The sequence below is a fragment of the Micromonospora sp. CPCC 205561 genome (assembly GCF_036906775.1).
Taxonomy (GTDB): Bacteria; Actinomycetota; Actinomycetes; order Mycobacteriales; family Micromonosporaceae; genus Micromonospora.
Genome location: NZ_JBAKHV010000006.1, coordinates 99,251 through 125,395 on the forward strand (window position 1 = coordinate 99,251; position 26,145 = coordinate 125,395).

Below are 26,145 nucleotides of genomic sequence, written 5' to 3' on the forward strand. Positions count from 1 at the left end.
GCTGCCCCCCCGGGGCCCTCCGGCCGGTCCCCGGAGGAACTGTTTGCGCAGTTCCGGCCCCTGCGGCCCGACAGCACGTCTAATTTGGAGACATCGGCGACTTGTGGTGTTCCGGTGGCGGCCGGGTGGTTCGCGGTGCACAGTGATCCCATGAGCGACAGCGGAAACGGTGGGCACTTCTACTGGTGCACCCGCCACCACCGGGTCGAGACCGATGCCGACGTGTGCCCCGCTCGGCACGTTCTCGGGCCGTACGCCTCGGCCGCCGACGCGGAGAACGCCCTGCAACAGGTGCGGGAGCGCAACGAAGCGTGGGAGGCCGAGGACGCCCGCTGGGCCGGGGAGGGCCGATAGTCGGCGCGGGACGGCCCGCGCCGAAGTACTCCGTGCTCCGCGAGGGCGAGAGCACGTCCCCAGGAAGGGAACCGAGATGGCCGAAGCACAGCAGGCCACCACCCGCCCGGCCGCCAGACGCACGACCGCCCGGAAGGCCGCCGCGGCGGAGCGGACCGCGGGTACGACAGGGACCACGCGCCCGTCCGCCACCGCGACGGCGGCGAAGCGCGCGCCGGCCACGAAGGCGGCGGGCGGTGCCGGACGGACCCCGGCGAAGACCACCGCCACCAGGGCTCCGGCGAAGAAGGCCCCCGCGAAGAAGGCCCCCGCGAAGAAGGCCGCGACCAAGGCCGCCACCGCGGCCAGGAAGACGGCCGCCGCGGCGAAGAAGACGACCGCCGACGCGGCGAAGAAGGCCCCCGCGGCAGCCAAGCGGACGACGGCGGCGGCCAAGAGCACGGCGCCGAAGAAGACCACCTCGGCGAAGACGCCCGCCCGGCAGGCGGCGACGAAGGCCACCACCGCCGCGAAGAAGACCACCGCCCCGGCGAAGAAGAGCACCGCGGCGGCGAAGAAGGCTCCCGCCAGGGGCACCACCGCCGTCCGTAAGGTCGCCTCGGCGGCGAAGAAGACCACCACGACGGCGGCCAGGAAGACCACGACGGCGGCGAAGGCACCGGCGAAGAAGGCCACCGCCACGAAGACGACGCCGGCCAGGAAGACGGCCGCCACCCGCCCCGCCGGCGGGGCCCGGACGGCCGCCGCGAAGAAGGCCCCGGCCAGGAAGGCCACCGCGACGTCCTCGGCCACCACCCGCAAGGCCGCCGCGAAGAAGGCCCCGGCGAAGAAGACGACCGCCGCCGAGGCGCCGGCCAGGAAGGTCACCGCCCGCAAGGCGCCCGCCGCCCGCACGACCGCCGCGCGGGCCACCGCTCCCCGGGGCGTACGGGCGAGCGCACGCAGGGCGACCGGCTGAGCGCGGCGCGCTGAACGGCCCTCGCCGGGAAGCGGATCATCCGCCACACTGTCAGGATTGATCCCGTGGTGATCCGACGCGTACTCGCACCCCGCATCGACTTCGGCGCGCTGCGCCGCGAACTGGGGCTGCCCGAGGAGTTCCCGGCGGCGGCGCAACGCGAGGCCGACGCCGCGGCGGCCACGCCGCCCCGGCCGGCCAACGACCGCACCGACGTCCCGTTCGTCACCGTCGACCCGGCCGGCTCGCGCGACCTAGACCAGGCGATGCACCTCGCGCGCCGCGCCGGCGGCGGCTACCGGGTGTCGTACGCGATCGCCGACGTCGCCGCGCACGTCCGCCCCGGCGGGGCGCTGGAGGAGGAGACCTGGCGGCGCGGGCAGACCGTCTACCTGCCCGACGGCACCGTCCCGCTGCACCCCGCGACGCTCAGCGAGGGCGCGGCCAGCCTCCTGCCGGACGTGGACCGGGCAGCCGTGCTGTGGACGATCGACCTGGACCCCGACGGCGCCACCGTGGCGGTCGCGCTGCAACGCGCGCTGGTGCGCAGCCGGGCCAAGCTCGACTACGTCGGCGTGCAGGCGGCCGCCGACGCCGGCCGGCTGCCCGACCCGATCGCCCTGTTGCCCGAGATCGGGGCGCTGCTCACCGCCCGGGGCCTGCGCCGGGGAGCGATCAACCTGCCGCTGCCGGAGCAGGACGTGGAGGCCGACGGCGACGGCTGGCGGCTGGTGCTGCGCGGGCCGGTGGCGATGGAGGAGCACAACGCCCAGATCTCCCTGCTGACCGGAATGGCCGCCGCCGACATCATGCTGGGCGGGCGGGTCGGCCTGCTGCGCACGATGCCGGCGCCGAAGCCGGAGGCGGTGGAGCGGCTGCGCGCCGCCGCCGCGCCGCTGGGCGTGCACTGGCCGGACGGTGCCGGCCCCGGCGAGGTGATCGCCGGGCTGGACCCGTCGCGGCCCCGGGCGGCGGCCTTCGTCGACCAGGCCGCCGAGCTGATGCGCGGCGCCGCGTACACGGCCTTCGACGGCACGCCGCCGGAGCTGCGGGAGCACGGCGGGGTCGCGGCCGCGTACGCCCATGTCACCGCGCCGTTGCGGCGACTGGCCGACCGCTACGCCACGGAGGTCTGCCTGGCCCTGCACGAGGGGCGAGCGGTGCCCGACTGGGCCCGCGGGGCGCTGCCCCGGCTGCCGGAGGTGATGGCCAGCACCGACCGGGCCGCCTCGGCGGCCACCCGGGGCGCGATCGAGCTGGCCGAGGCGGTGCTGCTCCAGCACCGGGTGGGGGAGACCTTCGACGCGGCGGTGCTGGACGTCGACGCGCCCCCGGACGGCAAGGCCCGCCCGGGGCGCCGGCCCGGCGGCACCGTGGCGCTGGACGACCCGCCGGTACGCGCCCGCTGCCTCGGCGAGCTGCCGCTCGGCGAGCGGGTCCGGGTACGCCTGGTCACCGCCGACCCGGCCGCCCGCGCGGTCGCCTTCGAGCTGGCCTGACCCGCCGGGCCCCGCCGCGCTCCCGCCCGGCGGGCCGGCCGACGACGTGCGCAGCGGGCATTGTCACAGCGTCCGGCGCTGCTGCGGGCGCCGAAGGTTTGCGAGGATGGCGGCATGGCTTACGACGCGAGCACGCTGCCCGACGTGTCCGGGCTGACCGTCGGCATCATCGGCGGCACCGGCGACCAGGGGAGGGGCCTCGCCTACCGGTTCGCCCGGGCCGGCCAGAGGGTGCTGATCGGGTCCCGCACCGCGGAACGGGCCGCGCGCTCCGCCGAGGAGATCGCGGCGCTGCCCGGCGTGCCCGCCGGGGGCCTCCTCTCCGGGGCCGGCAACGAGGAGGTGGCGCGCCGCAGCGACGTGGTCGTCATCGCGGTGCCGTGGGACGGGCACGCCGCCACCGTCGCGGCGCTCGCCGAGCCGCTCGCCGGCAAGATCGTCGTCGACTGCGTCAACCCGCTCGGCTTCGACAAGCAGGGCCCGTACGCGCTGACGGTGGCGGAGGGCAGCGCCGTCCAGCAGGCTGCCGGGCTGCTGCCCGACTCCCGGGTCTGCGCCGCGTTCAACCACGTCAGCGCCCCGCTGCTGGCCGACCCCGAGGTCGACCGGATCGACCTCGACGTGCTGATCTGCACCGAGGACCGGGAGCTGGCGGGTGTGGTCGCCGCGCTCGCCGCCCGGATCCCCGGCATGCGCGGCATCTACGCCGGCCGGCTGCGCAACGCCCACCAGATCGAGGCGTTCACCGCCAACCTCATCGCCATCAACAAGCGCTACAAGGCGCACGCCGGCATCCGCGTCACCGACCTCTGAACGCGGCCCGCTCCGATCGCCGGCCAGGGCGGCGTCGCCGAGCGCCGCGACGGGGGTCCTGTCGTACCCCGCGGGCAGCATCGGGGCATGACATGGCAGCTCACGATCGACTGCGGGGAGCCGGGGCGGCTGGTGGCGTTCTGGGCCGAGGCGCTCGGCTACCGTCCCCAGCCTCCGCCGGACGGGCACCCGACCTGGCGCGACTGGTACCTGGCCTGCGGCATCCCACCGGAGGAACTCGGCGAGGGCGACTGCCTCGACCGGCTGGAGGATCCGACCGGGGCCGGGCCGCGAATCTGGTTCCAGCCGGTGCCGGAAGCGAAGTCGATCAAGAATCGGCTGCACCTCGACCTGACGGTGGGCGGCGGCCGGTCGGTGCCGCTGCCGGAGCGCCGCCTGCGGGTGGACGTGGAGGCGGCCCGGTTGACAGGGCTGGGGGCGCGGGTGCTCGGCTCGATGGACGTCCCGGAGAACGGCCACTACTCGGTGCAGCTCGCCGACCCGGAGGGCAACGAGTTCTGCGTGGTGTGACGGGGGCGGGGCGGCCGGCCCGGCCGCCCCGCCCCCGCGCAGGCGATCAGAAGGTGTGCTCCGCGGCGGGGAACCCGCCGTCCCGGACCTCGTCGGCGAACCGCCGGGTCGCGTCGGTCAGCGCCCCCGCCAGGTCGGCGTAGCGCTTCACGAAGCGCGGCGCGCGGCCGGTGCGCAGGCCGGCCATGTCCTGCCAGACCAGCACCTGGGCGTCGGTGTCCGGGCCGGCGCCGATGCCGACCGTCGGGATCGGCAGCTCCGCCGTGATCCGCTTGGCCACCTCACCGGGCACCATCTCCAGCACCACCGCGAACGCGCCCGCCTCGGCGACGGCACGGGCGTCGGCGAGCACGTCGTCGGCCGCGTCGCCACGGCCCTGGACCCGGTAGCCGCCGATGGCGTGTTCGCTCTGCGGAGTGAAGCCGACGTGCGCCATGACCGGGATGCCGGCACCGGTGATGGCGGCGATCTGCGCCGCGCAGCGCCGGCCGCCCTCCAGCTTCACCGCGTGGCAGCCGCCCTCCTTCATGAACCGCACGGCCGTGCGCAGTGCCTGCGTCGGGCCCTCCTCGTAGGAGCCGAACGGCAGGTCGCCGACGACCAGCGCCTGCCTGGTGGCCCGCACCACCGCGCGGACCAGCGGGAGCAGTTCCTCGGCGGTCACCGGCACCGTCGTGTCGTAGCCGAAGACGTTGTTCGCGGCCGAGTCCCCGACCAGCAGCACCGGGATGCCGGCCTGGTCGAAGATCGAGGCGGTGTACTGGTCGTACGAGGTGAGCATCGGCCAGCGCTCGCCGCGTTCCTTGGCGGCGATCAGGTCGCGGGTGCGGACCCGCCGGGTGGCCGGGCCGCCGTAGAGGGCGGTCACCTCGGACGGGGTGGACTCCACCATGACTCTCTCCTTCCTCGAGGCCGCGTACGCGGTCCCCGGGTCCCCGCGATCGTCGCACCCGCCGAGCCGGCGGCGGCAGAGCGCAGTGGAGGATGTCACTCCCGGGCCGGCGCCGACCCGGGAACCGACCCGGTTCAGCCGTCCTCGCGCCACCGGTTGGTGATCGGCAGCCGCCGGTCGCGTCCGAACGCCTTCATCGAGATCTTCGTTCCCGGCGCGGACTGGCGGCGCTTGTACTCGGCGGTATCCACCATCCGCAGCACCCGGTCGACGACGGCCGGGTCGTGGCCGGACTCGACGAGCCCGTCGCGGCCCAGGTCGCCGTCGACGTAGCCGATCAGGATCGGGTCGAGCACGTCGTAGTCGGGCAGCGTGTCGCTGTCCAGCTGGCCCGGGCTCAGCTCGGCGCTCGGCGGCTTGCCGATCGAGTTCTCCGGGATCGGCGGGGTTCCGCCGCGGCGGGCGGCGTCGGCGTTGCGCCACTTCGCCAGCCGCCAGATCAGCGTCTTCCAGACGTCCTTGACGGGGTTGAAGCCGCCGACCGAGTCGCCGTAGAGGGTGGAGTAGCCGACCGCCAGCTCGCTCTTGTTGCCGGTGGTCAGCACCAGGTGGCCCTCCTGGTTCGACAGCGCCATCAGGATCACCCCGCGCACCCGGGCCTGGAGGTTCTCCACCGAGACCCCGGAGAGCGACATGTTCGCCAGGAAGGTGTCCACCATCGGCTGGATCGGCTCGACCCGGTAGTCCAGCCCGGTCCGCTTCGCCAGGTCGGCCGCGTCCTCCCGGCTGTGCTCCGAGGAGTGCTGGCTGGGCAGGGAGACGCCGACCACCCGGTCGGGCCCGAGCGCGTCGACGGCCAGCGCGGCCACCACCGCCGAGTCGATCCCGCCGGAGAGGCCGAGCACCACCGAGGGGAACCGGTTCTTGTCGACGTAGTCGCGCAGGCCCAGCACGAGCGCCTGCCACACCTCGGCCTCGTCCGCCACCGGGTCGATCGTCCCGCCGGTGGCGGCGGGGCCGGTGGGTGCGGGCGGGATGTCGCCGGCCTCGGCGCGGACGACCCGCATCCCGTCCGCCAGTACCTGGCCGGGCTCGGCCGGCTCCCCGGCCGCCGGCAGCTCCACGTCGTGCACGAGCAGGTGCTCGACGAACTGGGGGGCCCGGGCGAGCAGGGTGCCGTCGGCGCCGACGATCATCGAGTCGCCCTCGAAGACCAGCTCGTCCTGGCCGCCGACCATGTTGACGTACGCGACGGTCGCCCCGGCCTCGGCGGCCCGGCGGCGGACCAGCGGCATCCGGACGTCGTCCTTGTTCAGCTCGTACGGCGAGCCGTTGACGTTCAGGACCAGGCCGACCCCGGCCTGGCCGGCGGCGGCGAACGGGCCGCCCGCCTGCCAGAGGTCCTCGCAGATGGTCAGGGCGACGTCCACCCCGCCGACGCGGACGACGGTCAGCGAGTCGCCGGGAACGAAGTAGCGGTCCTCGTCGAAGACGCCGTAGTTGGGCAGGTGGTGCTTGAAGTAGGTGGCGACGATCCCGCCCTCGTGCAGCAGGGCCGCCGCGTTGCGGGCGCCGCGGCCGGGCTGGGCGTCGTCGCTGACCTGCGGCGGGCCGTCGGCGTCCAGGTAGCCGACGAGCACCGGCAGCCCGCCCAGCCCGTCGGCGGCGAGGTCGGCGGCGAGGCGTCGCAGGGCGTCCTTCGACGCCGCGACGAAGGACCGGCGGAAGACCAGGTCCTCGACCGGGTAGCCGGTGAGCACCATCTCCGGGAACGCGACGATCTGGGCGCCGGCGTCGGCGGCCCGGCGGGTCCAGTCACGGACCAGGCCGGCGTTGCCGGCGAGGTCGCCGACGGTCGGGTTGACCTGGCACAGGGCGAGACGCAGGGTGGGCATGTCCCTCATCTTGCCCCAGCCGCTCCGACCCGACACGGCGGGCGGCACGCGACCGCGTCCGGCGCGGCGGCACGCGGGTGGGCGACCCACCGGGGCGGTCGCGCCGCCACCCGGCACGGGCGGCGGGACAGGGCGGGCCGACCGGCGGGCGGTCGCGTAACGTCGGCGTAACGAGGCCGGTGGAGACTGGTCGGTCAGGCCGGGTCGACCCCGGTCGAAGGCGGACGAGAGTGTCGCGAGGGGTGGAAGTGGACCGTCAGCAGGAGTTCGTCCTCCGTACGCTGGAAGAGCGGGACATCCGGTTCGTCCGGCTGTGGTTCACCGACGTGCTGGGCACGCTCAAGAGCGTGTCGGTGGCCCCCGCCGAGCTGGAGGCCGCCTTCGAGGAGGGCATCGGGTTCGACGGCTCGGCGATCGAGGGCTTCGCCCGCGTCTTCGAGTCCGACATGGTCGCCATGCCCGACCCGACCACCTTCCAGGTCTTCCCGTTCGAGGGCGGGGTCAGCGGCGAGAGCGCCCGGATGTTCTGCGACATCCTGCTCCCCGACGGCGGCCCGTCCTGGGCCGATCCGCGGCACGTGCTGCGCCGGGCGCTCTCCAGGGCGGCCGAGAAGGGCTTCACCTTCTACACCCACCCCGAGATCGAGTTCTTCCTGCTGGAGAACGGCCCGCTGGACGGCTCGGTGCCGATCCCGGTCGACTCCGGCGGCTACTTCGAGCACACCACCCACGCGGTGGCCCGCGACTTCCGCCGCCAGGCCGTGCTGGCGCTGGAGCGCATCGGCATCTCGGTGGAGTTCAGCCACCACGAGGTGGCACCCGGCCAGCAGGAGATCGACCTGCGGTACGCCGACGCGCTCACCACCGCCGACAACATCATGACCTTCCGGCACGTGGTCAAGGAGGTGGCGCTCTCCACCGGCGTGCAGGCCACCTTCATGCCGAAGCCGTTCACCGACCAGCCCGGCAGCGGCATGCACACCCACCTGTCGCTCTTCGAGGGGGAGCGCAACGCGTTCCACGACGCCGGCGACCCGATGAAGCTGTCCAAGGTGGCGCGGGCGTTCATCGCGGGGCTGCTGGTGCACGCGCGGGAGTACACGGCCGTCACCAACCAGTGGGTCAACTCCTACAAGCGGCTCTTCCCGCAGGCGCTGCCGGACCGGGTCACCGAGAGCCCCGCGTACGTCTGCTGGGGTCACCTGAACCGGTCCGCGCTGGTCCGGGTCCCGGCCTACGGCAAGCCGAACTCGGCGCGGGTGGAGGTCCGCTCGCCGGACTCGGCGGCCAACCCCTACCTCGCCTTCGCGGTGCTGCTCGGCGCCGGGATGAAGGGCATCGAGGAGGGCTACGAGCTACCGCCGGGCGCCGAGGACGACGTCTGGTCGCTGACCAGCGCGGAGCGGCGGGCGATGGGCTACGAGCCGCTGCCGGAGAACCTGGCCGAGGCGATCGACGTGATGGCCGGCTCCGAGCTGGTCGCCGAGGTGCTCGGCGAGCACGTCTTCGACTTCTTCCTGCGCAACAAGCGGGCCGAGTGGGAGCAGTACCGCCGCGAGGTCACCCCCTACGAGCGGCAGCGCTACCTGTCGCTGTAGGGCGGGCTGCCGCCGGTGGCGCGGTGCCGCTATCGTCTCGATCACCGCGTCGGCACCCTCGTCGGCACAAACAATCGGGAGGCAGTCGGTGCTGGAGGACCTGCTCAACGGAGCCTGGCAGAGCGTGGTTTTCGGGGCCGTCGGGGTGGCCCTGATGGCGGCCGGGTTCGTGCTGGTCGACGTGCTCACTCCCGGGCGGCTGCGCGAGCTGATCTGGGTACGGCGCAACGGCAACGCCGCGCTGCTGCTCGCGGCCAACCAGCTCGGCATCGCCGGGATCGTGTTCACCGCGATCCTGACCAGCTACAGCGACTTCGCCAGAGGGCTGGCCTCCACGGTCATCTTCGGCCTGGTCGGGCTGGCCATCATGGCGCTGGCGTTCGTCGTGCTGGACCTGCTCACCCCGGGCAAGCTCGGCGAGATCATCTGCTCGGACGAGCCGCACCCGGCGGCCCGGGTCAGCGCCGCCACCCACTTCGGCGCCGCGCTCATCGTCTGCGCCTGCATCGCCTGAGCTGTCGCGTCACGGCCCCGTCGTAGGTCGCGGGGGCGAACCGGACCGTGTCCACGCCCTGGTCGAGCGGCTGCGCGCCGCGTCGCCACGGCCGCGCGGCGCCCGCTGGCCCGTCGAGAGGCCGGGCTGGACGGCAGCCGTGGAGGCCCTGTCAGCGAGCTGCCGGCCCGGCCACCCGACCGGACAAACGGGTTGCACCGGCGCACGCGGGCGGCGAGGGTGGGCGATCGGCGCGGCCACCCGGCCGGGCGGGACAGGCGACGGAAGGTGACCCTCTTGACGACGTCCGCGAAGATCCGCGAGATCCCGCTGACCGGGCCGGGCGCCGGCCCGTACGGCATCACGGTCGGCCCCGACGGAGCGCTCTGGCTGACGCTGGTGCACGCCGGCGAGATCGCCCGGGTGGGCGCGGACGGCGAGCCGCGCACCTGGCCGGTGGCGGCCGACAGCCGCCCGCTGATCATCACGCCCGGCCCCGACGGCGCGCTCTGGTTCACCCGCTCCGGCGACGACCGGATCGGCCGGATCACCACCGACGGCGAGCAGAGCGCCGTCGCGCTCCCGGCGGGCAGCGGCCCCTGCGGCATCGCCGCCGGTCCCGACGGCGCCCTCTGGTACGCGGCGATGGGCGCCGACGCGATCGGCCGCGTCGGCACCGGCGGCGACGTCACCGAGTTCCCGCTGCCGGTGAGCGGCGGCTTCGCCTCGATGGTCGCCGCCGGCCCGGACGAGGCCGTCTGGTTCACGCTCAACCGGGCGAACGCGGTGGGCCGGATCGGCATGGACGGCGGGGTGACCCTGCACGAGCTGCCGACCGAGGGGGCCGCGCCGGTCGGCATCACCGCCGGCGTCGACGGCGCGCTCTGGTTCGTCGAGATCGCAGCCGGCCAGCTCGGCCGGATCACCCCGGAGGGGCGGATCACCGAGTATCCGCTGCCGGACCGCTCCGCCCGGCCGCACGCGGTCGTCGCCGACCCGGCCGGCGGCTGCTGGTACACCGAGTGGGGCGGCAACCGGATCGGGCACGCGGCCCCGGACGGCACCATCGACACCCACGACCTGCCGACGCCGGCCTCCGAGCCGCACGGCCTCACGGTGGCCCGGGACGGCACGGTCTGGGCCGCCCTGGAGACGGGCGCCCTGGCCCGGCTGACCCCCTGAACCACCCGCCGGCCGGGTGGCCGCACCGCCCGTCGCCGGTCCCGCCGCTTCCGTCGCGTCCCGCCGCTTCCGTCGCGTCGCGGGCGGGGCGGGCGGGTCAGCGGACGGCGGGGGCGACCGTGAGGGTACCGGCCTCCGCGTCCAGGACGGCCTCGGTGCCGACGGGGACGGTGAGCTGGCCGGGGCCGTGGCCGACCGGGAGGCCGCCGAGGACGGGGACGCCGAGGTCGCCGAGGCGCTCGGAGAGCACGTCGGCCACGCCGACCGACCAGCCGTCCGCGCAGCCGGTGAACTGTCCGACCGCCACCCCCGCCAGCCCCTCCAGGGCCCGGGCGCGGCGGAGCTGGGTGAGCATCCGGTCCACCTTGTAGGGCGGCTCCTGGACGTCCTCGACGAGCAGGACCGCCCCCGTCAGGTCCGGCATGTCCGGGGTGCCGAGCGACGCCGCCACCAGGCAGAGGTTGCCGCCCAGCAGCGGACCGGTGGCCTGCCCCGGCACGCGTACTCCGAAGGTCTCCTCCTCGGCGACGGCGGCCACCGTCACCGGCTCGGTGGTGGTCAGGGCGGCGTGTAGCGACTCGGCGGAGCGCAGTGGCGTGCGCTCGTCGCGCCAGGCCGCCCCGGGGCCGTGCACGCCGGCCAGCCGGGCGCCGCGCCAGAGCGCGAACTGCAACGCGGTGATGTCGGAGAAGCCGGCGACGACCTTCGGGTCCCGGCGTACGGCGGCCATGTCGATGGCGTCGACGATCCGCTGCGCACCGTAGCCGCCCCGGGTGCAGATCACGCCGCGCACCTCGGGGTCGGCGAACGCCGTGTTCAGGTCGGCGGCCCGCAGCTCGTCCGCGCCGGCCAGGTAGCCCTGCCGGGCGTACGCGTTCGGCGCCAGCACCGGCCGCAGCCCCCAGCCGGTGAGCAGCTCGACGCCCCGGGCCACCCGCTCCGGCCGGGTCGGCCCGGACGGCGACACCAGCATCACCGTGTCGCCGGGGCGCAGCGCGGGCGGTCGTACGACGTCGGCGGGTGTGGGTGCGGTGCGGTCGGCCACAGCGGCAGAGCCTAGTCGCGGCCGGTCGCGGCCCACCTACCGGTCGTCCCACGGGGCCGCCGCCGCGCCGGTGGAGACGGTCCGGGGGCACCGGCTAGCCTCGACGTCGTGGCTACCGCTCTGGTGATCGAGAACGACCCGACCGACGACGCCCGCCGGCTGGGCGAGTGGCTGACCGAGGCCGGCCTCGACCTGTGGGTGGTGCGCCCGCACGCCGGCGACGAGCTCCCCGCCGACCTGGCGGGCTGCTCCGCGCTGGTGGTGCTCGGCGGCGGGCTGCCGCCGTACCCGCTGCCGGACGGGTCGTTCGCCGCGCCCTGGCTCCCGGCGCTGGAGGGGCTGCTGCGCAAGGCCGTCCGGCACCGGGTGCCCACCCTCGGCATCTGCCTCGGCGCCCAGCTGCTGGCCACCGCGCACGCCGGCGAGGTCCGGCGCAGCGCCGCCGGGCCGGAGGTCGGTCCCGCCGTGGTCGGCAAGCGGGACGCCGCCGCCGACGACCCGCTCTTCCGCTACGTTCCGCTGATCCCCGACGTGTTCCAGTGGCACTCCGACGAGATCACCGAGCTGCCCCGCGGCGCCACGCTGCTGGCCGCCTCCACCCGCTACCCCCACCAGGCGTTCCGCCTCGGCGATCGGGCCTGGGGCCTGCAGTTCCACATCGAGTGCGACACCGCGATGATCGCCGACTGGGCCGCCGACTCGACGCTGGTCGCCGAGCTGGGCTACGACCCGGAGCTGGTGGTGGCGGCCTGCCACGAGGTGATGGCCGACGTGGAGGAGGTCTGGCAGCCGTTCGCCGCCCGGTTCGCCGCGCTGGCCCTCGGCGAGCTCGACGACGCGGAGCCCCGTCGCAGCCTGCCCCTGCTCGGGCAGTGATGAGCCGGCCGGCCCGGGCCGCGGGACGCCTCGCCCGCTTCGGCTTCGGCACGGACGGCGGCGACGGGGCCGCCCGCGCCGCCGACCTGCTCGGCCCGGCCGGGCTCGGGCTGTGGCGGCCGGAGGCGCAGGAGCCGACCGACGAGCGTGCGGCGGAGCTGCTCGCCGCGCTCTCCCGGGCCGCCGACCCGGATCTGGCGCTGCGCCAGCTGCACCGCATCGTCGAGGCCGAGACCCGGGCCGCCGCGAGCGGTCCCGCCGCGGGCCGCCGCGCGTCCGCCACTGGCGAGGGCGGCACCGACCGCCCGGCCGCCGAGCCCGGCCCCGCCACCGGGGCGCGCGCGGGCTCGGCGCTGCTGGCCGCGCTCGCCGACGACCCGGGGCTGCGCCGCCGGTTGTTCGCCGTCCTCGGCGCCTCCGCCGCGCTCGGCGACCACCTGGTCGCCAACCCCGACCAGTGGTCGGGGCTGCGCACCGCCCCGGACGGGCTGGCGCCGACCGCCGAGGGGCGGCTCGACCTCGTCGGCGACGGGCCGCCGGTAGCGGTGCTGCGCAGGGCGTACCGGCTGGCGCTGCTGGGCATCGCGGCGGCCGACCTGACCGGCGGCCGGGGCCTGGAGCAGACCATGGCCGCGCTCTCCGCGCTGGCCGACGCGACCCTGGCGGCGGCGTACGACATAGCGGTCGGCGAGCTGCCCGAGGGCACCGCCCGGCCCCGGCTCGCGGTCGTGGCGATGGGCAAGTGCGGCGGCGACGAGCTGAACTACGTCTCCGACGTCGACGTGATCTTCGTGGCCGCCGAGGACGACGACCTCGCCGCGGCCACCACCGTCGCCACCCGGCTGATCCACGTCTGCGGGCTCGTCGCCTGGCCGGTCGACGCCGCCCTGCGCCCCGAGGGCAGCCGGGGCCCGCTGGTGCGGACGCTGGCCAGCCACCTCGCCTACTACCGGCGCTGGGCGCGCACGTGGGAGTTCCAGGCGCTGCTCAAGGCCCGGCCCGCGGCCGGCGACCTGGCGCTGGGCCGGGAGTGGGTCGAGCAGCTCGCCCCGCTGGTGTGGCGGGCCGCCGAGCGGCCGGAGGCCGTCGAGGACGTCCGCGCCATGCGGCGCAGGATCATCGACAACGTCCCGCCCAAGGAGCTGGAGCGCGAGATCAAGCGCGGCCCGGGTGGGCTGCGCGACATCGAGTTCGCCGTGCAGCTGCTGCAACTGGTGCACGGCCGTGGCGACGAGACGCTGCGGGTGCCCGGCACCGTCCCGGCGCTGCGCGCGCTGGTCGCCGGCGGCTACGTCGGCCGGGCCGACGGCGAGGCGCTGCTGCGCGGCTACCGCTTCCTGCGCGCCGTCGAGCACCGCCTCCAGCTCCAGGGGCTGCGCCGCACCCACACCGTGCCGACCGAGCCGGCCGCGCTGCGCTGGCTGGCCGCCGCGCTGGGCCACACCGCCACGCCGGGCCGCAGCGCCGTCGAGGAGTTCCGCGCCGAGTGGGTCACCCACGCCACCGAGGTACGCCGGCTGCACGCCAAACTGCTCTACCGGCCGCTGCTGGAGTCGGTGGCCCGGGTGCCGGCCGACGGGCTGCGGCTGACCCCGGAGGCGGCCCGGCACCGGCTGGAGATCCTCGGCTTCGCCGACCCGGCCGGGGCGCTGCGTCACCTCCAGGCCCTCACCGGCGGGGTGAGCCGCACCGCCGCCATCCAGCGCACGCTGCTGCCGGTGCTGCTCAGCGAGTTCGCCGACGCCCCCGAGCCGGACCGGGGCCTGCTCAACTACCGGCAGGTCTCCGACAAGCTCGGCAGTACCCCCTGGTACCTGCGGCTGCTGCGCGACTCCGGGCCCGTGGCGCGCCGGCTGGCCCGGGTGCTCTCCTCCTCCCGGTACGCCGCGGACCTGCTGGCCCGTGAGCCGGAGGCGCTGCGGCTGCTGGCGGAGGAGAGCGAGCTGACGCCCCGGCCGAGGGAGACCATCTGCCAGGGCTTCGCCGCCGCGTCGGCCCGGCACGCCGACCCCGTCGAGGCCACCCGGGCGATCCGCGCGCTGCGGCGCCGGGAACTGGTCCGGATCGCCTGCGCCGACCTGCTGAGCCGGGCCGGCTCGCTGGCCCCGTCGCCGCCCCGGCCCGCCGGGGGGCGCACGGCGCCCGGCCTCGCCGACGTGACCGCCGTCGGCGAGGCCCTGGCCGCCGTCACCGACGCCACCCTGGCCGCCGCGCTGCGTGCCGTCCGGGCGGCCCAGCCGTCGCTGCCCGGCCTGCGCTTCGCCGTGCTCGGCATGGGCCGCCTCGGTGGCTACGAGTCGAACTACCTCTCCGACGCCGACGTGCTCTTCGTCTACGACGCGCCGGCCGGCGCGGGCGACGGCGCGGCCGGCGCCGCCGCCCACGCGATCGCCGAGGAGCTGCGCCGGCTGCTCGGCATGCCGGCGCCCGATCCGCCGCTCGGCGTCGACGCCGACCTGCGCCCGGAGGGCCGGCAGGGCCCGCTGGTGCGCAGCCTCGCCGCGTACGCGCAGTACTACGCCCGCTGGTCCAGGGTGTGGGAGGCACAGGCACTGCTGCGCGCCCGGTTCGTCTGCGGCGACGCGGACCTCGGCGCCGAGTTCGAGGCGCTGGTCGAACCGGTCCGCCATCCGGCCGACGGGCTGACCCGCGAGCAGGTGGTGGAGATCCGCCGGATCAAGGCGCGGGTGGAGCACGAGCGGCTGCCCCGGGGCGCCGACCCGGCCACCCACACCAAGCTCGGGCGGGGCGGCCTCGCCGACGTCGAGTGGGCGGTGCAGCTGCTCCAGCTGCGGCACGCGGGCACGGTCCCGGCGCTGCGCGGCACGCGTACGCTCGAGGCCCTCGCGGCGGCCCGGGACGCGGGCCTGGTCGATCCGACGGACGCCGCCGAGATGACGGCCGGCTGGACGCTGGCCGCGCAGGTCCGCAACGCGTTGATGCTGGTCCGTGGCCGGGCGGGCGACCAGCTGCCCCGGCACGGCGTCGAGCTGGCGGGGGTGGTCCGGCTGCTCGGCCGGGACGATCCCGGCGAGTTCCTCGACGAGTACCTGCGCACCGGACGCCGGTCCCGGGCGGCGATGGAACGGGTGCTCGACTCCTGACCCGCCCGGGCGCCGGGACTACCGCGTGCGGCGCACCAGCACCACGTTGTCGACCAGGGTCCCGATCTCGCCGTCCGGGCCGGTGGCCTGGCGGCGCGGGGTGTCGAGCCGCTCGGTGTGCCACCGGTCGGGGTCGAGGTCGAGCGCGGCGAAGGTCTCCCGCACGGTGGGGAAGTGCGCGTGGGCGTGGTTGGCGCGTCCCCACGGCGGGGCCTCGCCGTGTTCGACCACGAGCAGCCGGCCGCCGGGCGCCACGGCGCGGGCCGCCGACCGCAGCAGCTCCCCCCGGGGGAACTCCAGCGGCGACTGGAGGAACTGCGCGGAGACCAGGTCGAACTCGCCCGGCGGGAACGTCCGGGTGAGGTCGTGCCGGTGGAACTCGATGCGGGAGGCGACCCCGGCGGCGGAGGCCTCCTCGGCCGCGCGCGCGAGGGCGGTCTCGGCGACGTCGACCGCGGTCACCCGCCAGCCCCGACCGGCCAGCCAGATCGCGTCGCCGCCCTCCCCGCAGCCCAGATCCAGCACGGTGCCGGCCGGCAGCGGCGTGGCGACGTCCACCAGGACGGGGTTCGGCCGACCGCTCCAGACCCGCTCGCGCCGCCCGTAGTGCTCCTCCCAGAACCGCGCGGTCTCCTCGTCGACGTCCGGGTGCCGCCGCTGGTCGCCGGCCGGCGGCGGCGTCGCGTGGCGGTGGTGCTCTTCCGGCCGGTGGTCGCCGGCCGTCGCGTCGTGGTGCTGCACGTCTCGTCCTCCTGGTGCGCTCTCCTCGGTGACCTGCCGCGTCGATCGTGCGCGCCGGTGGGCGCGGGACGCAAACAACCTTGCTGGTTCGGCAAAAAGTGCGGGCCGGTTCAGCTGCCGAGCCGGTACTGCCCGGCGCGCGGCACGGTCACCGCCGTCCAGTCGCCGTCGGCGGCCACCGTGGCCCCGCCCGACGCGGTCAGCCAGCGGCTGTGCCGCACCCGGAGCGGCACCGTGCCGGCGGCCGGCGCCCGGAAGGTCACCGACGCGCCGTCCTGCGCCACCAGCTCGGCCGGCGCGCCGACCAGCGGGGTCGGCGCGGTCACCGCCCAGACCCGCCAGTTCGGGCCGGACCAGACGGGCGTCAGGTACGCCAGCCCGCCCCGGACGAGCTCGGCCTCGGCCCGTCCCACCCAGGACAGCGGGGCGTCGGGCACCGCCACGAACTGCACCGCGTTGGCGTCGAGCCAGTCCCGGTAGCTCGCCGCGGTCAGCGGCACCCCGGTGCCGGCCGCCCCCGGCACGGTGGTGAAGAAGAGCGGGTTGCGGTCGATGTCGGCCTGCCGCAGCCAGCCGCGGGCCAGCGGCACCTCGCCCAGCCGCGCCGCCTCCCAGTAGTTGCGCGTCGGCGGGACCTCCACCCGGCCGGTGATCCGCTGCCCGGCGAGGAACTCCCGCAGCGGCGCGAAGTAGGCCGCCCGGTTGGTCGGGTCGTCGACGCTGCGCAGATCGGCCGGGGGAACCGGCGGCTGCCACCAGCACACCGCCGCCAGCAGCGCCGCCAGCGCCGCGCCGCCCCGGACCCGCGCCGCCCGCGCGCCACCGCCGCGCCCGTTCCCGGCGGGGGCCGGGTCGGGCCGGTCGCGTCGGGCCCACCACGCCGGCCGGGCCGGGGGGTGGGCGGCGGCGGCCAGCACGGGCAGGGCGAACGTGACGGCCAGCCGGGTGGCGTTCAGCCCGACCGGGGTGTGCACCAGCGCCGCCGCCAGCACCCCGGCCGCCGAGAGCAGCGCCCCCACCCGCACCGGCCGGTACCGCACCAGCGCGGCGACCAGCAGGCTGGTCACCACGGCGCGGACCGTGTCGGTGCGGCTGATGTTCATCCAGCCGCCGTCGCCGAAGAGCAGGGCGGTCAGCCCCAGCGGCAGCGCGGCGGCGACGCCGAGGGTCAGGCCTTCGGCGTACCGGCGGGTCGGCAGCAGCGCCGCGCCGGCCAGACCGACGAAGAGGCCGGCCACCGGGCTCGTCGCCGAGGCCAGCAGCGCCCCGGCCGCCGCCAGCCCGAGCCGTCGTCGCCCCGGCCGCGCGTGCGGGCCGGCGGGGGTGGCCGGGCCGGTGGTCAGGGCGAGCAGCGCGCCGAGGCCGAAGGCCACCCCGAGGCCGTACGTCACCCGGCCCGAGAACAGGTTGCCGGCGAGGGTGAGCACCCCGACGAGGCTGCCGAGCAGCGGGCGGGGCACCCCGGTGCGTACCAGCAGCGCCGCGAGGGCGGTGGCCGCCCCCGCCAGGGCCAGCGCGCCGGTGACCCGCACCCCGAGCAGCGCCATCACCGGCTGGGAGACGAGGCTGTAGCCGTACTGCTGCACGCCGCCGTACCAGCGCAGGTCCACCGGGGCGGCGCCGTGGGCGGCGAAGAAGTCGGCCCGCGCGACCTGTGCCGCGAGGTCGGAGCCGGTCGGCGGGAGCGCGAGCCAGAGCACCCCGAGGAGCGCGGCGCTACCGGCGGCCACCGCCACCACCCGACTGCGCCGCATGCCCACCTCCGTACCGCGACCACCGTACTGGCAGCATGTCCGGCGTGCCTCACCACCTCGCGCGCTGGATCGGCCTCGCCGGCTCGACGCTGCTCGCCGTGGCGGCGTTCCTCGGCGGAGCGCTGCCCGACGGCGACCTGCGCCCCACCCCGGTCAGCATCTGGCAGGGCCCGCACGGCCCGCTGGTCATCGCCGCCTGGGCGGTCGGCACGGGCCTGCTGGCGTACGCCTGGTGGGCGCTGCGTGACCGGGTGCCGTCGACCCGCTGGGCCCTGCTCACCGTCGGGCTCTGGCTGCTGCCGCTGCTCATCACGCCGCCGCTGGGCAGCCGGGACGTCTACGCGTACGCCTGCCAGGGGGCGAGCTACTCGGCCGGCATCAACCCGTACGAGCAGGGCGTGTCGGCGCTGCCGTGCCCGTGGCTGGACACCATCTCGTACATCTGGCGGGACACCTCGGCCCCGTACGGGCCGCTGTTCGTGCTGCTCGCCGGGGCGGTGGTCGAGGCGACCGGGTCGCTGGTCGGCAGCATCGTGCTGTTCCGGCTGCTCGCCGTGGTCGGGGTGGGGCTGACGGCGGCCACCCTGCCGGCGCTGGCCCGGCGCTGCGGCGTACCGGCCGGCCGGGCGGTCTGGCTGGCGCTGGGCTCGCCGCTGATCGGGGTGCACCTGGTCTCGGGGGCGCACAACGACGCGCTGATGGTGGGGCTGCTCGTGGCCGGGCTGGCCGTGGTGGTGTCCCGGCCGGGCCACCCCGGCCCGCTGCTCGGCGGGGGAGTGCTGCTCGGGCTGGCCGCCGCGGTCAAGGTGACCGCGTTCGTCGTGGTGCCGTTCGCCGCGCTCGCCGCGGTCGTCGGGGCGTACTCGATCAGGGCGCTGGTGCGCGACGGCGGGTGGGTGGTCGGCGGGGCGGTCGCCGCCGTGGTGGGCGCGACCCTCGCCACCGGCCTGGGCTTCGGCTGGGTGACCGGGCTGGAACAGGGCGGCCTCGTGATCGCCTGGACCTCGCCGTCGACGGCGGTGGGGCAGAGCGTGGCCTACCTCGCCGCGCCGTTCGGCTGGCACGGCGACCCGCTGCCGGTCACCCGGGGGATCGGCATGGCGGTGCTGGCGCTGGTGCTGCTCTGGCTGTGGTGGCGGGCCCGCACCCGGGAGCCGGTCTGGCACGCGGGGCTGGCGCTCGCCGCCACCGTCGCGCTCGCCCCGCTCTTCCACCCCTGGTACTGGACCTGGCCGCTGGCCGTGCTGGCGGCCACGGCGCGGCGCACCGGGTGGTTCGCGGTGGTCGCGATCGTCTCGTCGTTCCTGGTGCTCGCCGACGGTACGGGGCTGGCCCGGTACACGAAGACGGTCGGTGCGCCGCTGATGACGCTGTTGGTGATCGTGCTGGTGGTCCGCTTGGTACGGTCGGCTCGGGCGGCCCGTCGGCCGGCCGCCGTCGACTGAGGAGAGGGCGCCGGTGACCGCTCCCGGCGTCCCGCCGACCCCGCCAGACGCCCCGTCGTCCCGCGCCGCCCTGCTCGCCCGGTACGCCGGCCTGGCCGGGGCGGTGCTGCTGGCCGGCGCCGGCTGGCTGGGCGGCGCGCTGCCCCGGGCCACCCCGGCTGCGGGCCGGGGCACCGGCGACGCGTCGTGGACCGTCGGGCTGTGGCTCGTCGGCACCGCCCTGCTGGTCGGCGCCTGGTGGGCGCTGCGCCGGGGCGCGCCGTCGATCCGGTGGGCGTACCTGACCGCCGGGCTGTGGGCGCTGCCGCTGCTGGCGACGCCGCCGCTGGGCAGCCGGGACGTCTACTCGTACGCCTGCCAGGGGTGGACGTACGCGCACGGCGTCGACCCGTACGCCGTCGGCGTGGCCGGGGCCGGCTGCCCGTGGGTGGAGTCGGTCGCGCCGATCTGGCGGGACACGCCCGCGCCGTACGGGCCGTTCTTCGTGCTGCTCGCCGCGTTCGCCGTGACCCTCGGCGGGAGCCTGGCGGGCACGGTCGTGGCGTTGCGGGCGCTCGCGGTCGCCGGGGTGCTGCTGGCCGCCCTCTGCCTGCCGGCGCTGGCCCGCGCCGCCGGCGTGCCCACCCGGCGGGCGGCGTGGCTGGTGCTGGCCTGCCCGCTGGTCGGGGTGCACCTGATCGCCGGCGCGCACAACGACGCGCTGCTGCTCGGCCTGCTGCTGCCCGCTCTGCTGGTGCTGCTCCGCCGTCCCGGCCGGCGCGGGCCGCTGCTGCTGGCCGGGGCGTTGCTCGGGCTGGCCGTCACGGTGAAGGCGACCGCCGTGGTGGTGCTCCCCTTCGCGGCGCTCGCGGCGGTGCCGGGCCGCCCCACCCCCCGGGCGCTGCTGCGCGGCGTCGGCTGGTTGGCCGGCGGGGTTCTCGGCGCGGTGGCGGCCACCTCGCTGCTGTCCGGCCTCGGGCCGGGCTGGATCGGCGGGCTGACCCGCAGCGGGGACTCCGAGCAGTGGACGTCGCCGCCGACGGCGGTGGGCTTCGTCGTCGACTACGCGGGCCGGCTCACCGGCCGGGAGCTGGGCGCGGTGCCGGTGACCCGCGCGGCGGCGCTGCTGCTGCTCGCCGTGGCGGTGGCGGCGCTGTGGTGGCAGGCCTGGTCGGCGCTGCGCCGGCCGAACGACGCCCGGCAGCGGGTGGCCCGCCCGGACGCCGCCCGTGTCCGGCTGAGCCTGCGGGGCGCCGGCCTGGCGCTGGCCGCCACGGTCGTGCTGGCGCCGGTCTTCCACCCCTGGTACGCCACCTGGCCGCTGGCCCTGCTCGCGGTCGCGTCGGCGCGGACCACCTGGTTCGTGGCGCCCTGCGCGGCGGCGGCCTTCCTGGCCCTGCCCGACGGCACCAACCTGGCCCGGTTCAGCAAGGCCCCGGGCGCGCTGGCGATGACCGCGCTGGCGCTCGGGCTGGCGGTGTGGGGCCTGCTCCGGCTGCGCCGGACCGGTGCCGCGCGTCCCGGCTGAGGGCCCGGCGTCCCGGCTGGCGGGCCGGTGCCGCGCGGCACCGGCTGACGGGTCAATGATCGTGGGATGAGCGCAGCCGGAGAACCCCTGCCGGGCAACGCCACCACCGGCGTGGTGCGCGTCGGCGACACCGTGCGCCGTCCGGTCGGCCCCTGGACCGACGCCGTGGACGCCCTGCTGCAACACCTGCACGAGGTGGGATTCCCCGGCGCGCCCCGCCCGCTGGGCCGGGACGCGCGGGGCCGGCAGGTGCTGGAGTACGTCCCGGGCGAGGTCGGCGCGGCGTCGGGCACGTACCCGGTGGCGGACCTGTTCGTGATCGGCCGGCTGCTGGCCGAGCTGCACGAGGCGCTGGCCGGGTTCACCCCGCCGCCCGGCGCGGCGTGGCAGCGGCTCATCCCGCCGGACCGGGAGGAACTCGTCTGCCACAACGACGTGGCCCCGTGGAACCTGATCAGGGCGGCCCGGGGCTGGGTGCTCATCGACTGGGACGCCGCCGCGCCGGGCTCCCGGTTGTGGGACGTCGCGTACGCCGCGCAGAGCATGGCCGGCCTGCGCCCGGACCGGCCGGTGGCCGAGTCGGCGGCCCGGCTGCGCGCCTTCGCCGACGGCTACCGCCTCGACGGGGCGTCCCGCCCGGCCCTGGCCGCCACGCTGGGTCGTCGCGCCCGGGCCATGTACGACCTGCTGCGCGACGGCGCGGAGCGGCGGCGCGAGCCGTGGGCCCGGATCTGGACCGAGGACGGCCCGTACTGGCTGGCCACCGCCGACCACCTCGACGCCCACGCGGAGGCGTGGGAGGCGGCCCTGCGCTGACCGCCCGCCCACGACCGTCGGGCCGCTGCCGCTGGTCTCACGGGACCCGCGCGGCGGTGTGCCCGCAGGTGGGGCAGCGGGCGCCCGGTGCGCCCGGGCCGGGCCGGCGCACCCGCCCGCGCAGGGCGATCGCCAGCGGCAGCAGCGCGGGGCCGAGCAACGCGACCGCGACGGCCGTCGCGGCGAGTGCGTCCCAGCCCGGCTGGGGCGCGCCGCGCATGTTGCCGTCGACCGCGCCGGCCAGCGGGTGCAGGAAGAGCAGACCGACCGGGGTCAGCAGCACCAGCAGCGCCCAGCCGCCCCGGTGGTCGGCCCGCAGGGCGAGCCCGGTCCCGAGCAGCAGCACCACGACGAGCAGCGTCACGGCGGCACCGGGCAGGATGCCGCTCGCCGTCCAGCCGTGGTAGCTGAGGTACTCGTAGCGGGGCAGCAGGCTGCCACCCGCGACGCCGGTGGCGGCGACGGCGAGCAGGGGCGCCGCCCGGACGGGCACGGGTGGCCGCTCCGGGAGGCCGAGCGCCACCAGCCCGAGCCCGACCTGCGGCAGCAGCACGAAGAGCGGTGGGCGGGGCAGGCCGGCGAGGGCCGCGACCGGCACGACCGCGACGGTGAGCAGCAGGGCGAGGGCCACGGCGCGGCGGGTCCACCGACCCGGTGCCGCCGCGTGCACCCCCGCGGCGAGCAGCCAGGCGGCCCACACCCCGATCCCGATCGAGACGAACGGCCCGGCGTGCGGCACGCCCCACTGCGGCAGCGGCGGGTGCAGCTCCAGCCCCGACCAGGCGCCCGCCAGGGCGGTCGCGGTGAGAAAGGCGAGTACGGCGGCGAGGCGTACGCCCGGGATCAGGTCGGCGGCCCCGGCGGCCCGCAGCCGCTGGCGCAGGCCGCCGCGCAGCAGGTCCGCGGCGTCCGCCGGCGAGGGCCAGCGCCGACCCGGCGCGGCCAGGTCGAGGTACGTACCGACGATCTCGGCGCCCCGCGCCCGGCGGTACTCGGCCGGATACGCCCGCAGGAGGCGGTGGTAGCGCCGCTCCAGGTCGATCATGCCAGCCCCCCGGCGGTACGCGGCGCGAGCGGGCGGGTCGAGCGGGCGCGCAGCCGGGCCGTGGCCGCCTCGACGTTGCGGCGCAGGCGCTCGGTCTCGGCGGTCAACGTGGCGTCGCCGGCGGGGGAGAGCCGGTAGTAGCGGCGCAGCCGGCCGTCCACCACCTCCTCGCGGTCGACGTCGACCAGGCCGGCGTCGGTCAGCCGGTCGAGCGCGCCGTAGAGCGTGCCGGGGCGCAGCGACACCCGCCCCTCGGAGAGGGCGGCGACCTCGGCGATCAGGCCGTAGCCGTGCATCGGCTCGCCGGCCAGCGCGGTCAGGATCAGGAAGGTGGGTTCGCGCAGCGGTGTGTCCACGCCCGCAATATAACGGACGCGAAGGTATGCCGGTGTCCGTTACCCGCCGGGCGGAGGAATCTTCGGCCGCGCCGCCCGGCGGCGGGTCGGTGCGACGGGCGCACAGACGGAAAGGCCCCGGGCGGACCCGGGGCCTTTCCGTGGTTCTCCTGCTGCGTCAGCAGTCGAAGTACATGGCGAACTCGTGCGGGGTCGGGCGCAGGCGCACCGGGTCGACCTCGTTGGCCCGCTTCCAGTCGATCCAGGTCGAGATCAGGTCGGGCGTGAAGACCCCGCCGTCGAGCAGGTAGTCGTGGTCGGCCTCCAGCGAGTCGAGCACGGCCGACAGCGAGCCCGGCACCTGCTTGACGTCGCCCCACTCCTCCGGCGGCAGGTCGTAGAGGTCCTTGTCGATCGGCGCCGGCGGCTCGATCTTGCTCTTGATGCCGTCCAGGCCGGCCATCATCATCGCCGAGAAGGCCAGGTAGACGTTGGCCGACGGGTCCGGCACCCGGAACTCGACGCGCTTGGCCTTCGGGTTGCTGCCGGTGACCGGGATCCGCGTGCAGGCGGAGCGGTTGCGCTGGGAGTAGACGAGGTTCACCGGCGCCTCGAAGCCCGGCACCAGGCGGCGGTACGAGTTGATCGTCGGGTTGGTGAAGGCCAGCAGCGACGGGGCGTGGTGCAGCAGGCCGCCGATGTACCAGCGGGCCATGTCCGACAGGCCCGCGTAGCCGGTCTCGTCGTAGAAGAGCGGCTCGCCGTTGAGCCAGAGGCTCTGGTGGGTGTGCATGCCGGAGCCGTTGTCACCGAAGAGCGGCTTGGGCATGAACGTCGCGGTCTTGCCGTGGGCCCAGGTCTCGTTCTTCACGATGTACTTGAAGAGCTGGAGCTGGTCGGCGGCGTGCAGCAGGGTCGAGAACCGGTAGTTGATCTCGGACTGGCCGGCGGTGCCCACCTCGTGGTGCGAGCGCTCCACCGTGAACCCGCTGTCGACCAGCCGGCGCACGATGCTGTCGCGCAGGTCGGCGTAGTGGTCGACCGGCGGCACCGGGAAGTAGCCGCCCTTGTACGGGGTCTTGTAGCCCCGGTTGCCGCCCGGCTCCTCGCGGCCGCTGTTCCAGGCGCCCTCGACCGAGTCGATGTAGTAGTACGACTGGTGCGCCGAGGTCTCGTGGCGGATGGAGTCGAAGATGTAGAACTCCGCCTCCGCGCCGAAGTAGGCGGTGTCGGCGATGCCGCTGGCGGCGAGGTAGGCCTCGGCCTTCTTGGCCACGTTGCGCGGGTCGCGGCTGTAGGCCTCGCGGGTGAACGGGTCGTGGATGAAGAAGTTCAGCGCGAGGGTCTTCTGCGCCCGGAAGGGGTCGATGAAGGCCGTGGCGACGTCCGGGAGCAGGAGCATGTCCGACTCGTGGATCGCCTGGAAGCCACGGATCGAGGAGCCGTCGAACGCGAGGCCCTCGGTGAGAAGGTCGTCGTCGACGGACTCGACCGGCATGTTGAAGTGCTGCATCACGCCGGGCAGGTCACAGAAACGTACGTCGACGAACTTCACGTCCTCGTTCTTGAGGTATCGCAGGAGTTCCTCGGGATTGGCGAACACACGTCCTCCTGGCACGTCCACGGGTGGCTAGGCTCCTGGCGACGCTATGGCCGTGCGGTTGCCCGGCCATGTCTCCAGTGTTTCTGCCGTGTTACGTCCCTCGCGGAGCGTCATCCGCGCCGCTCGGGCGGGCCGGATCGTGGGGCGGGGCCTCGCCGGCTGTGCCAGTTTAGTGATACTCGCCCGCTCAGGACCCGATTTGTCGTCCCCGGTGCGGGCCACCGTCCCCGATCCGTCCGTACGTCCTGGATACCCTTGACCGCTGTGACCAATCCGCGTGAACACCCCGTACCGCCCGCGTCCGATCCCGCCTTCACCCCTCCCAGCCTGGGCCGCCGGTTCGGGGCGCTGGTGATCGACTGGGTGCTCTGCCTGCTGATCGCCCGCGGCTTCGCCGACCCCGTCCGCGACGGTTGGGCGCCCGTGCTGGTGCTGATCCTGGAGTACGGCTTCTTCCTCGGGCTCTTCGCGCAGACGCCGGGCATGTACATCACGAAGATCCGCTGCGTCGCCTGGGCCGACGGGGGCCGCATCGGGGTGCCCCGGGCGCTGCTGCGCGGCGTGCTGCTCGCCCTGGTCGTGCCGGCCCTGCTGATGGACCACCACCGCCGCGGCCTGCACGACCGCCTCTCCGCCGCAGTGATAACCCACCCCTGACCCCGCCCCCCTCCCTCCGCTCCCCGCCCCCTCCCTCCCGCCCCGCCCCGTCCGCGATCTTGCACTTCGCGCCCGGGCGGAAGGGGCGAAACGGACGCCGTCCGGGCCGGAACCGCAAGATCGCGAACGGGGCGGGGAGGGGAGGGGGAGACGCGGAAGGCGGGCCCCCGCGGGGGCCCGCCTTCCCGGGGGGCGGCTCGGGGTCAGCGGCCCCGTGACTGGCGGAACGCGCCGCGCGCGGGGCGCATGTTCTTCGGGATCGCGCCCTTGGGCATCTGCGGGCGGGCGGTGAGCGCCTTGAGGCGCCGGTCCAGCGAGTTGACGTCCTTGCCGCTCAGGTTGCGCGGCAGCCGCATCAGCGTCATCCGCAGCTTGCGGACGGGCAGCTCGCCCTCCTCCTGGCCGATCACGTAGTCGTAGAGCGGGGCGGAGCCGATGACCTTGGCGAGCCGGCGCTTCTCCTGGCCGAGCAGGCCACGCACCCGCTGCGGGTTCCCCTCGGCCAGCAGGATCACGCCGGGCCGGCCGATGACCAGGTGGACCATGTCCATCTGGGTGGTGGAGCTGACCGCCGGGGTGACCCGCCAGTCGCCACGCATGCTCTCCATGATCTGCGCCGCCGCGCCCGGCTGCCCCTCTGCGGCGTTCATCATCGCGCGGTTGGAGCGCAGGTTCAGCACGATCAGCAGGCAGAGCAGGGCGAACAGGATGCCCAGCGGCAGCCAGATCCAGCCCCAGAGCAGGACCGCGACCACGGTGAGCGCGAGCGGGATCAGCACCGCGGCGGCGGCCAGCGGCGCGAACCACCTGTCCTGCTTGGCGGTGAACTTGAACACCATCCCGATCTGCTTCAGCCGCTGGCCGAACGAGACCTTCTCCTGGGGCTTCGCCATGCCGCAGAGTCTAGTGGTCGCCGCACGTCGCGTTCTCCGCGGCCGGGCCGGGTGCCTCACGCCGCCGCGCCGCCCACCGGGGCCGCGAGCGGGCAGGGGCGGCGCCCGG

23 protein-coding genes are annotated in these 26,145 nt (G+C 75.9%); 14 read left to right on the plus strand and 9 right to left on the minus strand.

Annotated elements, in window-relative coordinates:
* Positions 1 to 150 precede the first annotated feature (150 nt).
* The 5 genes from V6V16_RS06460 (at position 151) to V6V16_RS06480 (ending at position 4,155) form a co-directional block, all read left to right on the plus strand.
* Positions 151 to 354: a hypothetical protein gene (locus V6V16_RS06460; protein WP_334560401.1), complete on the plus strand. Its 204-nt coding sequence runs from the start codon at positions 151 to 153 to the stop codon at positions 352 to 354.
* A 76-nt stretch (positions 355 to 430) separates the two neighbouring features.
* Positions 431 to 1,312: a histone gene (locus V6V16_RS06465; RefSeq protein ID WP_334560403.1), complete on the plus strand. Its 882-nt coding sequence runs from the start codon at positions 431 to 433 to the stop codon at positions 1,310 to 1,312.
* Positions 1,313 to 1,377: 65 nt separating this feature from the next.
* Positions 1,378 to 2,811, plus strand: a complete 1,434-nt coding sequence (locus tag V6V16_RS06470; RefSeq protein ID WP_334560406.1) for an RNB domain-containing ribonuclease — start codon at positions 1,378 to 1,380, stop codon at positions 2,809 to 2,811.
* A 114-nt stretch (positions 2,812 to 2,925) separates the two neighbouring features.
* Entirely contained in the window at positions 2,926 to 3,624 is a 699-nt protein-coding gene (gene npdG, locus V6V16_RS06475) for an NADPH-dependent F420 reductase (RefSeq protein WP_334560409.1), read from the plus strand.
* 87 nt (positions 3,625 to 3,711) lie between these two features.
* Entirely contained in the window at positions 3,712 to 4,155 is a 444-nt protein-coding gene (locus V6V16_RS06480) for a VOC family protein (protein WP_334560412.1), read from the plus strand.
* 46 nt (positions 4,156 to 4,201) lie between these two features.
* On the opposite strand, the gene panB is transcribed toward V6V16_RS06480, so the two are convergent.
* Positions 4,202 to 5,047, minus strand: coding sequence for a 3-methyl-2-oxobutanoate hydroxymethyltransferase (panB, locus tag V6V16_RS06485; RefSeq protein ID WP_334560414.1), 846 nt, complete (start codon positions 5,045 to 5,047; stop codon positions 4,202 to 4,204).
* A 134-nt stretch (positions 5,048 to 5,181) separates the two neighbouring features.
* Positions 5,182 to 6,942, minus strand: a complete 1,761-nt coding sequence (locus tag V6V16_RS06490) for an NAD+ synthase (protein ID WP_334560416.1) — start codon at positions 6,940 to 6,942, stop codon at positions 5,182 to 5,184.
* 248 nt (positions 6,943 to 7,190) lie between these two features.
* Here V6V16_RS06490 and glnA (V6V16_RS06495) point away from each other — a divergent pair, with 248 nt between their 5' ends.
* The 3 genes from glnA (V6V16_RS06495) (at position 7,191) to V6V16_RS06505 (ending at position 10,215) form a co-directional block, all read left to right on the plus strand.
* Entirely contained in the window at positions 7,191 to 8,540 is a 1,350-nt protein-coding gene (glnA, locus tag V6V16_RS06495) for a type I glutamate--ammonia ligase (protein ID WP_334560419.1), read from the plus strand.
* An 88-nt stretch (positions 8,541 to 8,628) separates the two neighbouring features.
* Positions 8,629 to 9,054, plus strand: coding sequence for a DUF350 domain-containing protein (locus tag V6V16_RS06500; RefSeq protein WP_334560421.1), 426 nt, complete (start codon positions 8,629 to 8,631; stop codon positions 9,052 to 9,054).
* Positions 9,055 to 9,330: 276 nt separating this feature from the next.
* Positions 9,331 to 10,215, plus strand: a complete 885-nt coding sequence (locus V6V16_RS06505) for a Vgb family protein (protein WP_334560423.1) — start codon at positions 9,331 to 9,333, stop codon at positions 10,213 to 10,215.
* Positions 10,216 to 10,312: 97 nt separating this feature from the next.
* On the opposite strand, the gene V6V16_RS06510 is transcribed toward V6V16_RS06505, so the two are convergent.
* Positions 10,313 to 11,188, minus strand: coding sequence for a S66 peptidase family protein (locus V6V16_RS06510; protein ID WP_334560519.1), 876 nt, complete (start codon positions 11,186 to 11,188; stop codon positions 10,313 to 10,315).
* A gap of 180 nt (positions 11,189 to 11,368) precedes the next feature.
* On the opposite strand from V6V16_RS06510, the gene V6V16_RS06515 reads away from it, so the two are divergent.
* Together V6V16_RS06515 and V6V16_RS06520 are read left to right on the plus strand one after the other, a co-directional pair.
* Positions 11,369 to 12,136 (plus strand): type 1 glutamine amidotransferase, encoded by a 768-nt coding sequence (locus tag V6V16_RS06515; RefSeq protein WP_334560427.1) that lies wholly within the window; start codon positions 11,369 to 11,371, stop codon positions 12,134 to 12,136.
* Positions 12,136 to 15,240: a bifunctional [glutamine synthetase] adenylyltransferase/[glutamine synthetase]-adenylyl-L-tyrosine phosphorylase gene (locus tag V6V16_RS06520; protein ID WP_334560430.1), complete on the plus strand. Its 3,105-nt coding sequence runs from the start codon at positions 12,136 to 12,138 to the stop codon at positions 15,238 to 15,240. The genes V6V16_RS06515 and V6V16_RS06520 overlap by 1 nt, the downstream gene beginning before the upstream one ends.
* An 18-nt stretch (positions 15,241 to 15,258) precedes the next feature.
* On the opposite strand, the gene V6V16_RS06525 is transcribed toward V6V16_RS06520, so the two are convergent.
* Together V6V16_RS06525 and V6V16_RS06530 are read right to left on the minus strand one after the other, a co-directional pair.
* Positions 15,259 to 15,981, minus strand: a complete 723-nt coding sequence (locus V6V16_RS06525; protein WP_334560432.1) for a class I SAM-dependent methyltransferase — start codon at positions 15,979 to 15,981, stop codon at positions 15,259 to 15,261.
* A 110-nt stretch (positions 15,982 to 16,091) separates the two neighbouring features.
* Positions 16,092 to 17,735 (minus strand): hypothetical protein, encoded by a 1,644-nt coding sequence (locus V6V16_RS06530; protein ID WP_334560435.1) that lies wholly within the window; start codon positions 17,733 to 17,735, stop codon positions 16,092 to 16,094.
* A 44-nt stretch (positions 17,736 to 17,779) separates the two neighbouring features.
* On the opposite strand from V6V16_RS06530, the gene mptB (V6V16_RS06535) reads away from it, so the two are divergent.
* The 3 genes from mptB (V6V16_RS06535) (at position 17,780) to V6V16_RS06545 (ending at position 21,503) form a co-directional block, all read left to right on the plus strand.
* Complete coding sequence (gene mptB, locus V6V16_RS06535) at positions 17,780 to 19,180, plus strand: polyprenol phosphomannose-dependent alpha 1,6 mannosyltransferase MptB (RefSeq protein WP_334560437.1); 1,401 nt, start codon at positions 17,780 to 17,782, stop codon at positions 19,178 to 19,180.
* 13 nt (positions 19,181 to 19,193) lie between these two features.
* Positions 19,194 to 20,687: a polyprenol phosphomannose-dependent alpha 1,6 mannosyltransferase MptB gene (gene mptB / locus V6V16_RS06540; RefSeq protein ID WP_334560440.1), complete on the plus strand. Its 1,494-nt coding sequence runs from the start codon at positions 19,194 to 19,196 to the stop codon at positions 20,685 to 20,687.
* A 66-nt stretch (positions 20,688 to 20,753) separates the two neighbouring features.
* On the plus strand, positions 20,754 to 21,503 hold the full coding sequence (locus tag V6V16_RS06545) for a phosphotransferase (protein WP_334560443.1): 750 nt from the start codon (positions 20,754 to 20,756) through the stop codon (positions 21,501 to 21,503).
* Between the two features lie 37 nt (positions 21,504 to 21,540).
* Here the strand turns inward: V6V16_RS06545 and V6V16_RS06550 are convergent, their stop codons facing one another.
* From V6V16_RS06550 to glnA (V6V16_RS06560), 3 genes are all read right to left on the minus strand, one after another.
* Positions 21,541 to 22,548 (minus strand): hypothetical protein, encoded by a 1,008-nt coding sequence (locus V6V16_RS06550; RefSeq protein WP_334560446.1) that lies wholly within the window; start codon positions 22,546 to 22,548, stop codon positions 21,541 to 21,543.
* Entirely contained in the window at positions 22,545 to 22,904 is a 360-nt protein-coding gene (locus tag V6V16_RS06555) for a PadR family transcriptional regulator (RefSeq protein WP_334560449.1), read from the minus strand. The genes V6V16_RS06550 and V6V16_RS06555 overlap by 4 nt, the downstream gene beginning before the upstream one ends.
* 157 nt (positions 22,905 to 23,061) lie before the next feature.
* Positions 23,062 to 24,486 (minus strand): type I glutamate--ammonia ligase, encoded by a 1,425-nt coding sequence (gene glnA, locus V6V16_RS06560; protein ID WP_334560452.1) that lies wholly within the window; start codon positions 24,484 to 24,486, stop codon positions 23,062 to 23,064.
* Between the two features lie 264 nt (positions 24,487 to 24,750).
* Between glnA (V6V16_RS06560) and V6V16_RS06565 the strand changes: the two genes are divergently transcribed.
* Positions 24,751 to 25,143: an RDD family protein gene (locus tag V6V16_RS06565; protein WP_442934042.1), complete on the plus strand. Its 393-nt coding sequence runs from the start codon at positions 24,751 to 24,753 to the stop codon at positions 25,141 to 25,143.
* Between the two features lie 203 nt (positions 25,144 to 25,346).
* Here the strand turns inward: V6V16_RS06565 and V6V16_RS06570 are convergent, their stop codons facing one another.
* Positions 25,347 to 26,036 carry a DUF4191 domain-containing protein gene (locus V6V16_RS06570; RefSeq protein WP_334560454.1) on the minus strand — a complete coding sequence of 230 codons (690 nt, stop codon included), beginning with the start codon at positions 26,034 to 26,036 and terminating at the stop codon, positions 25,347 to 25,349.
* Positions 26,037 to 26,145 lie beyond the last annotated feature (109 nt).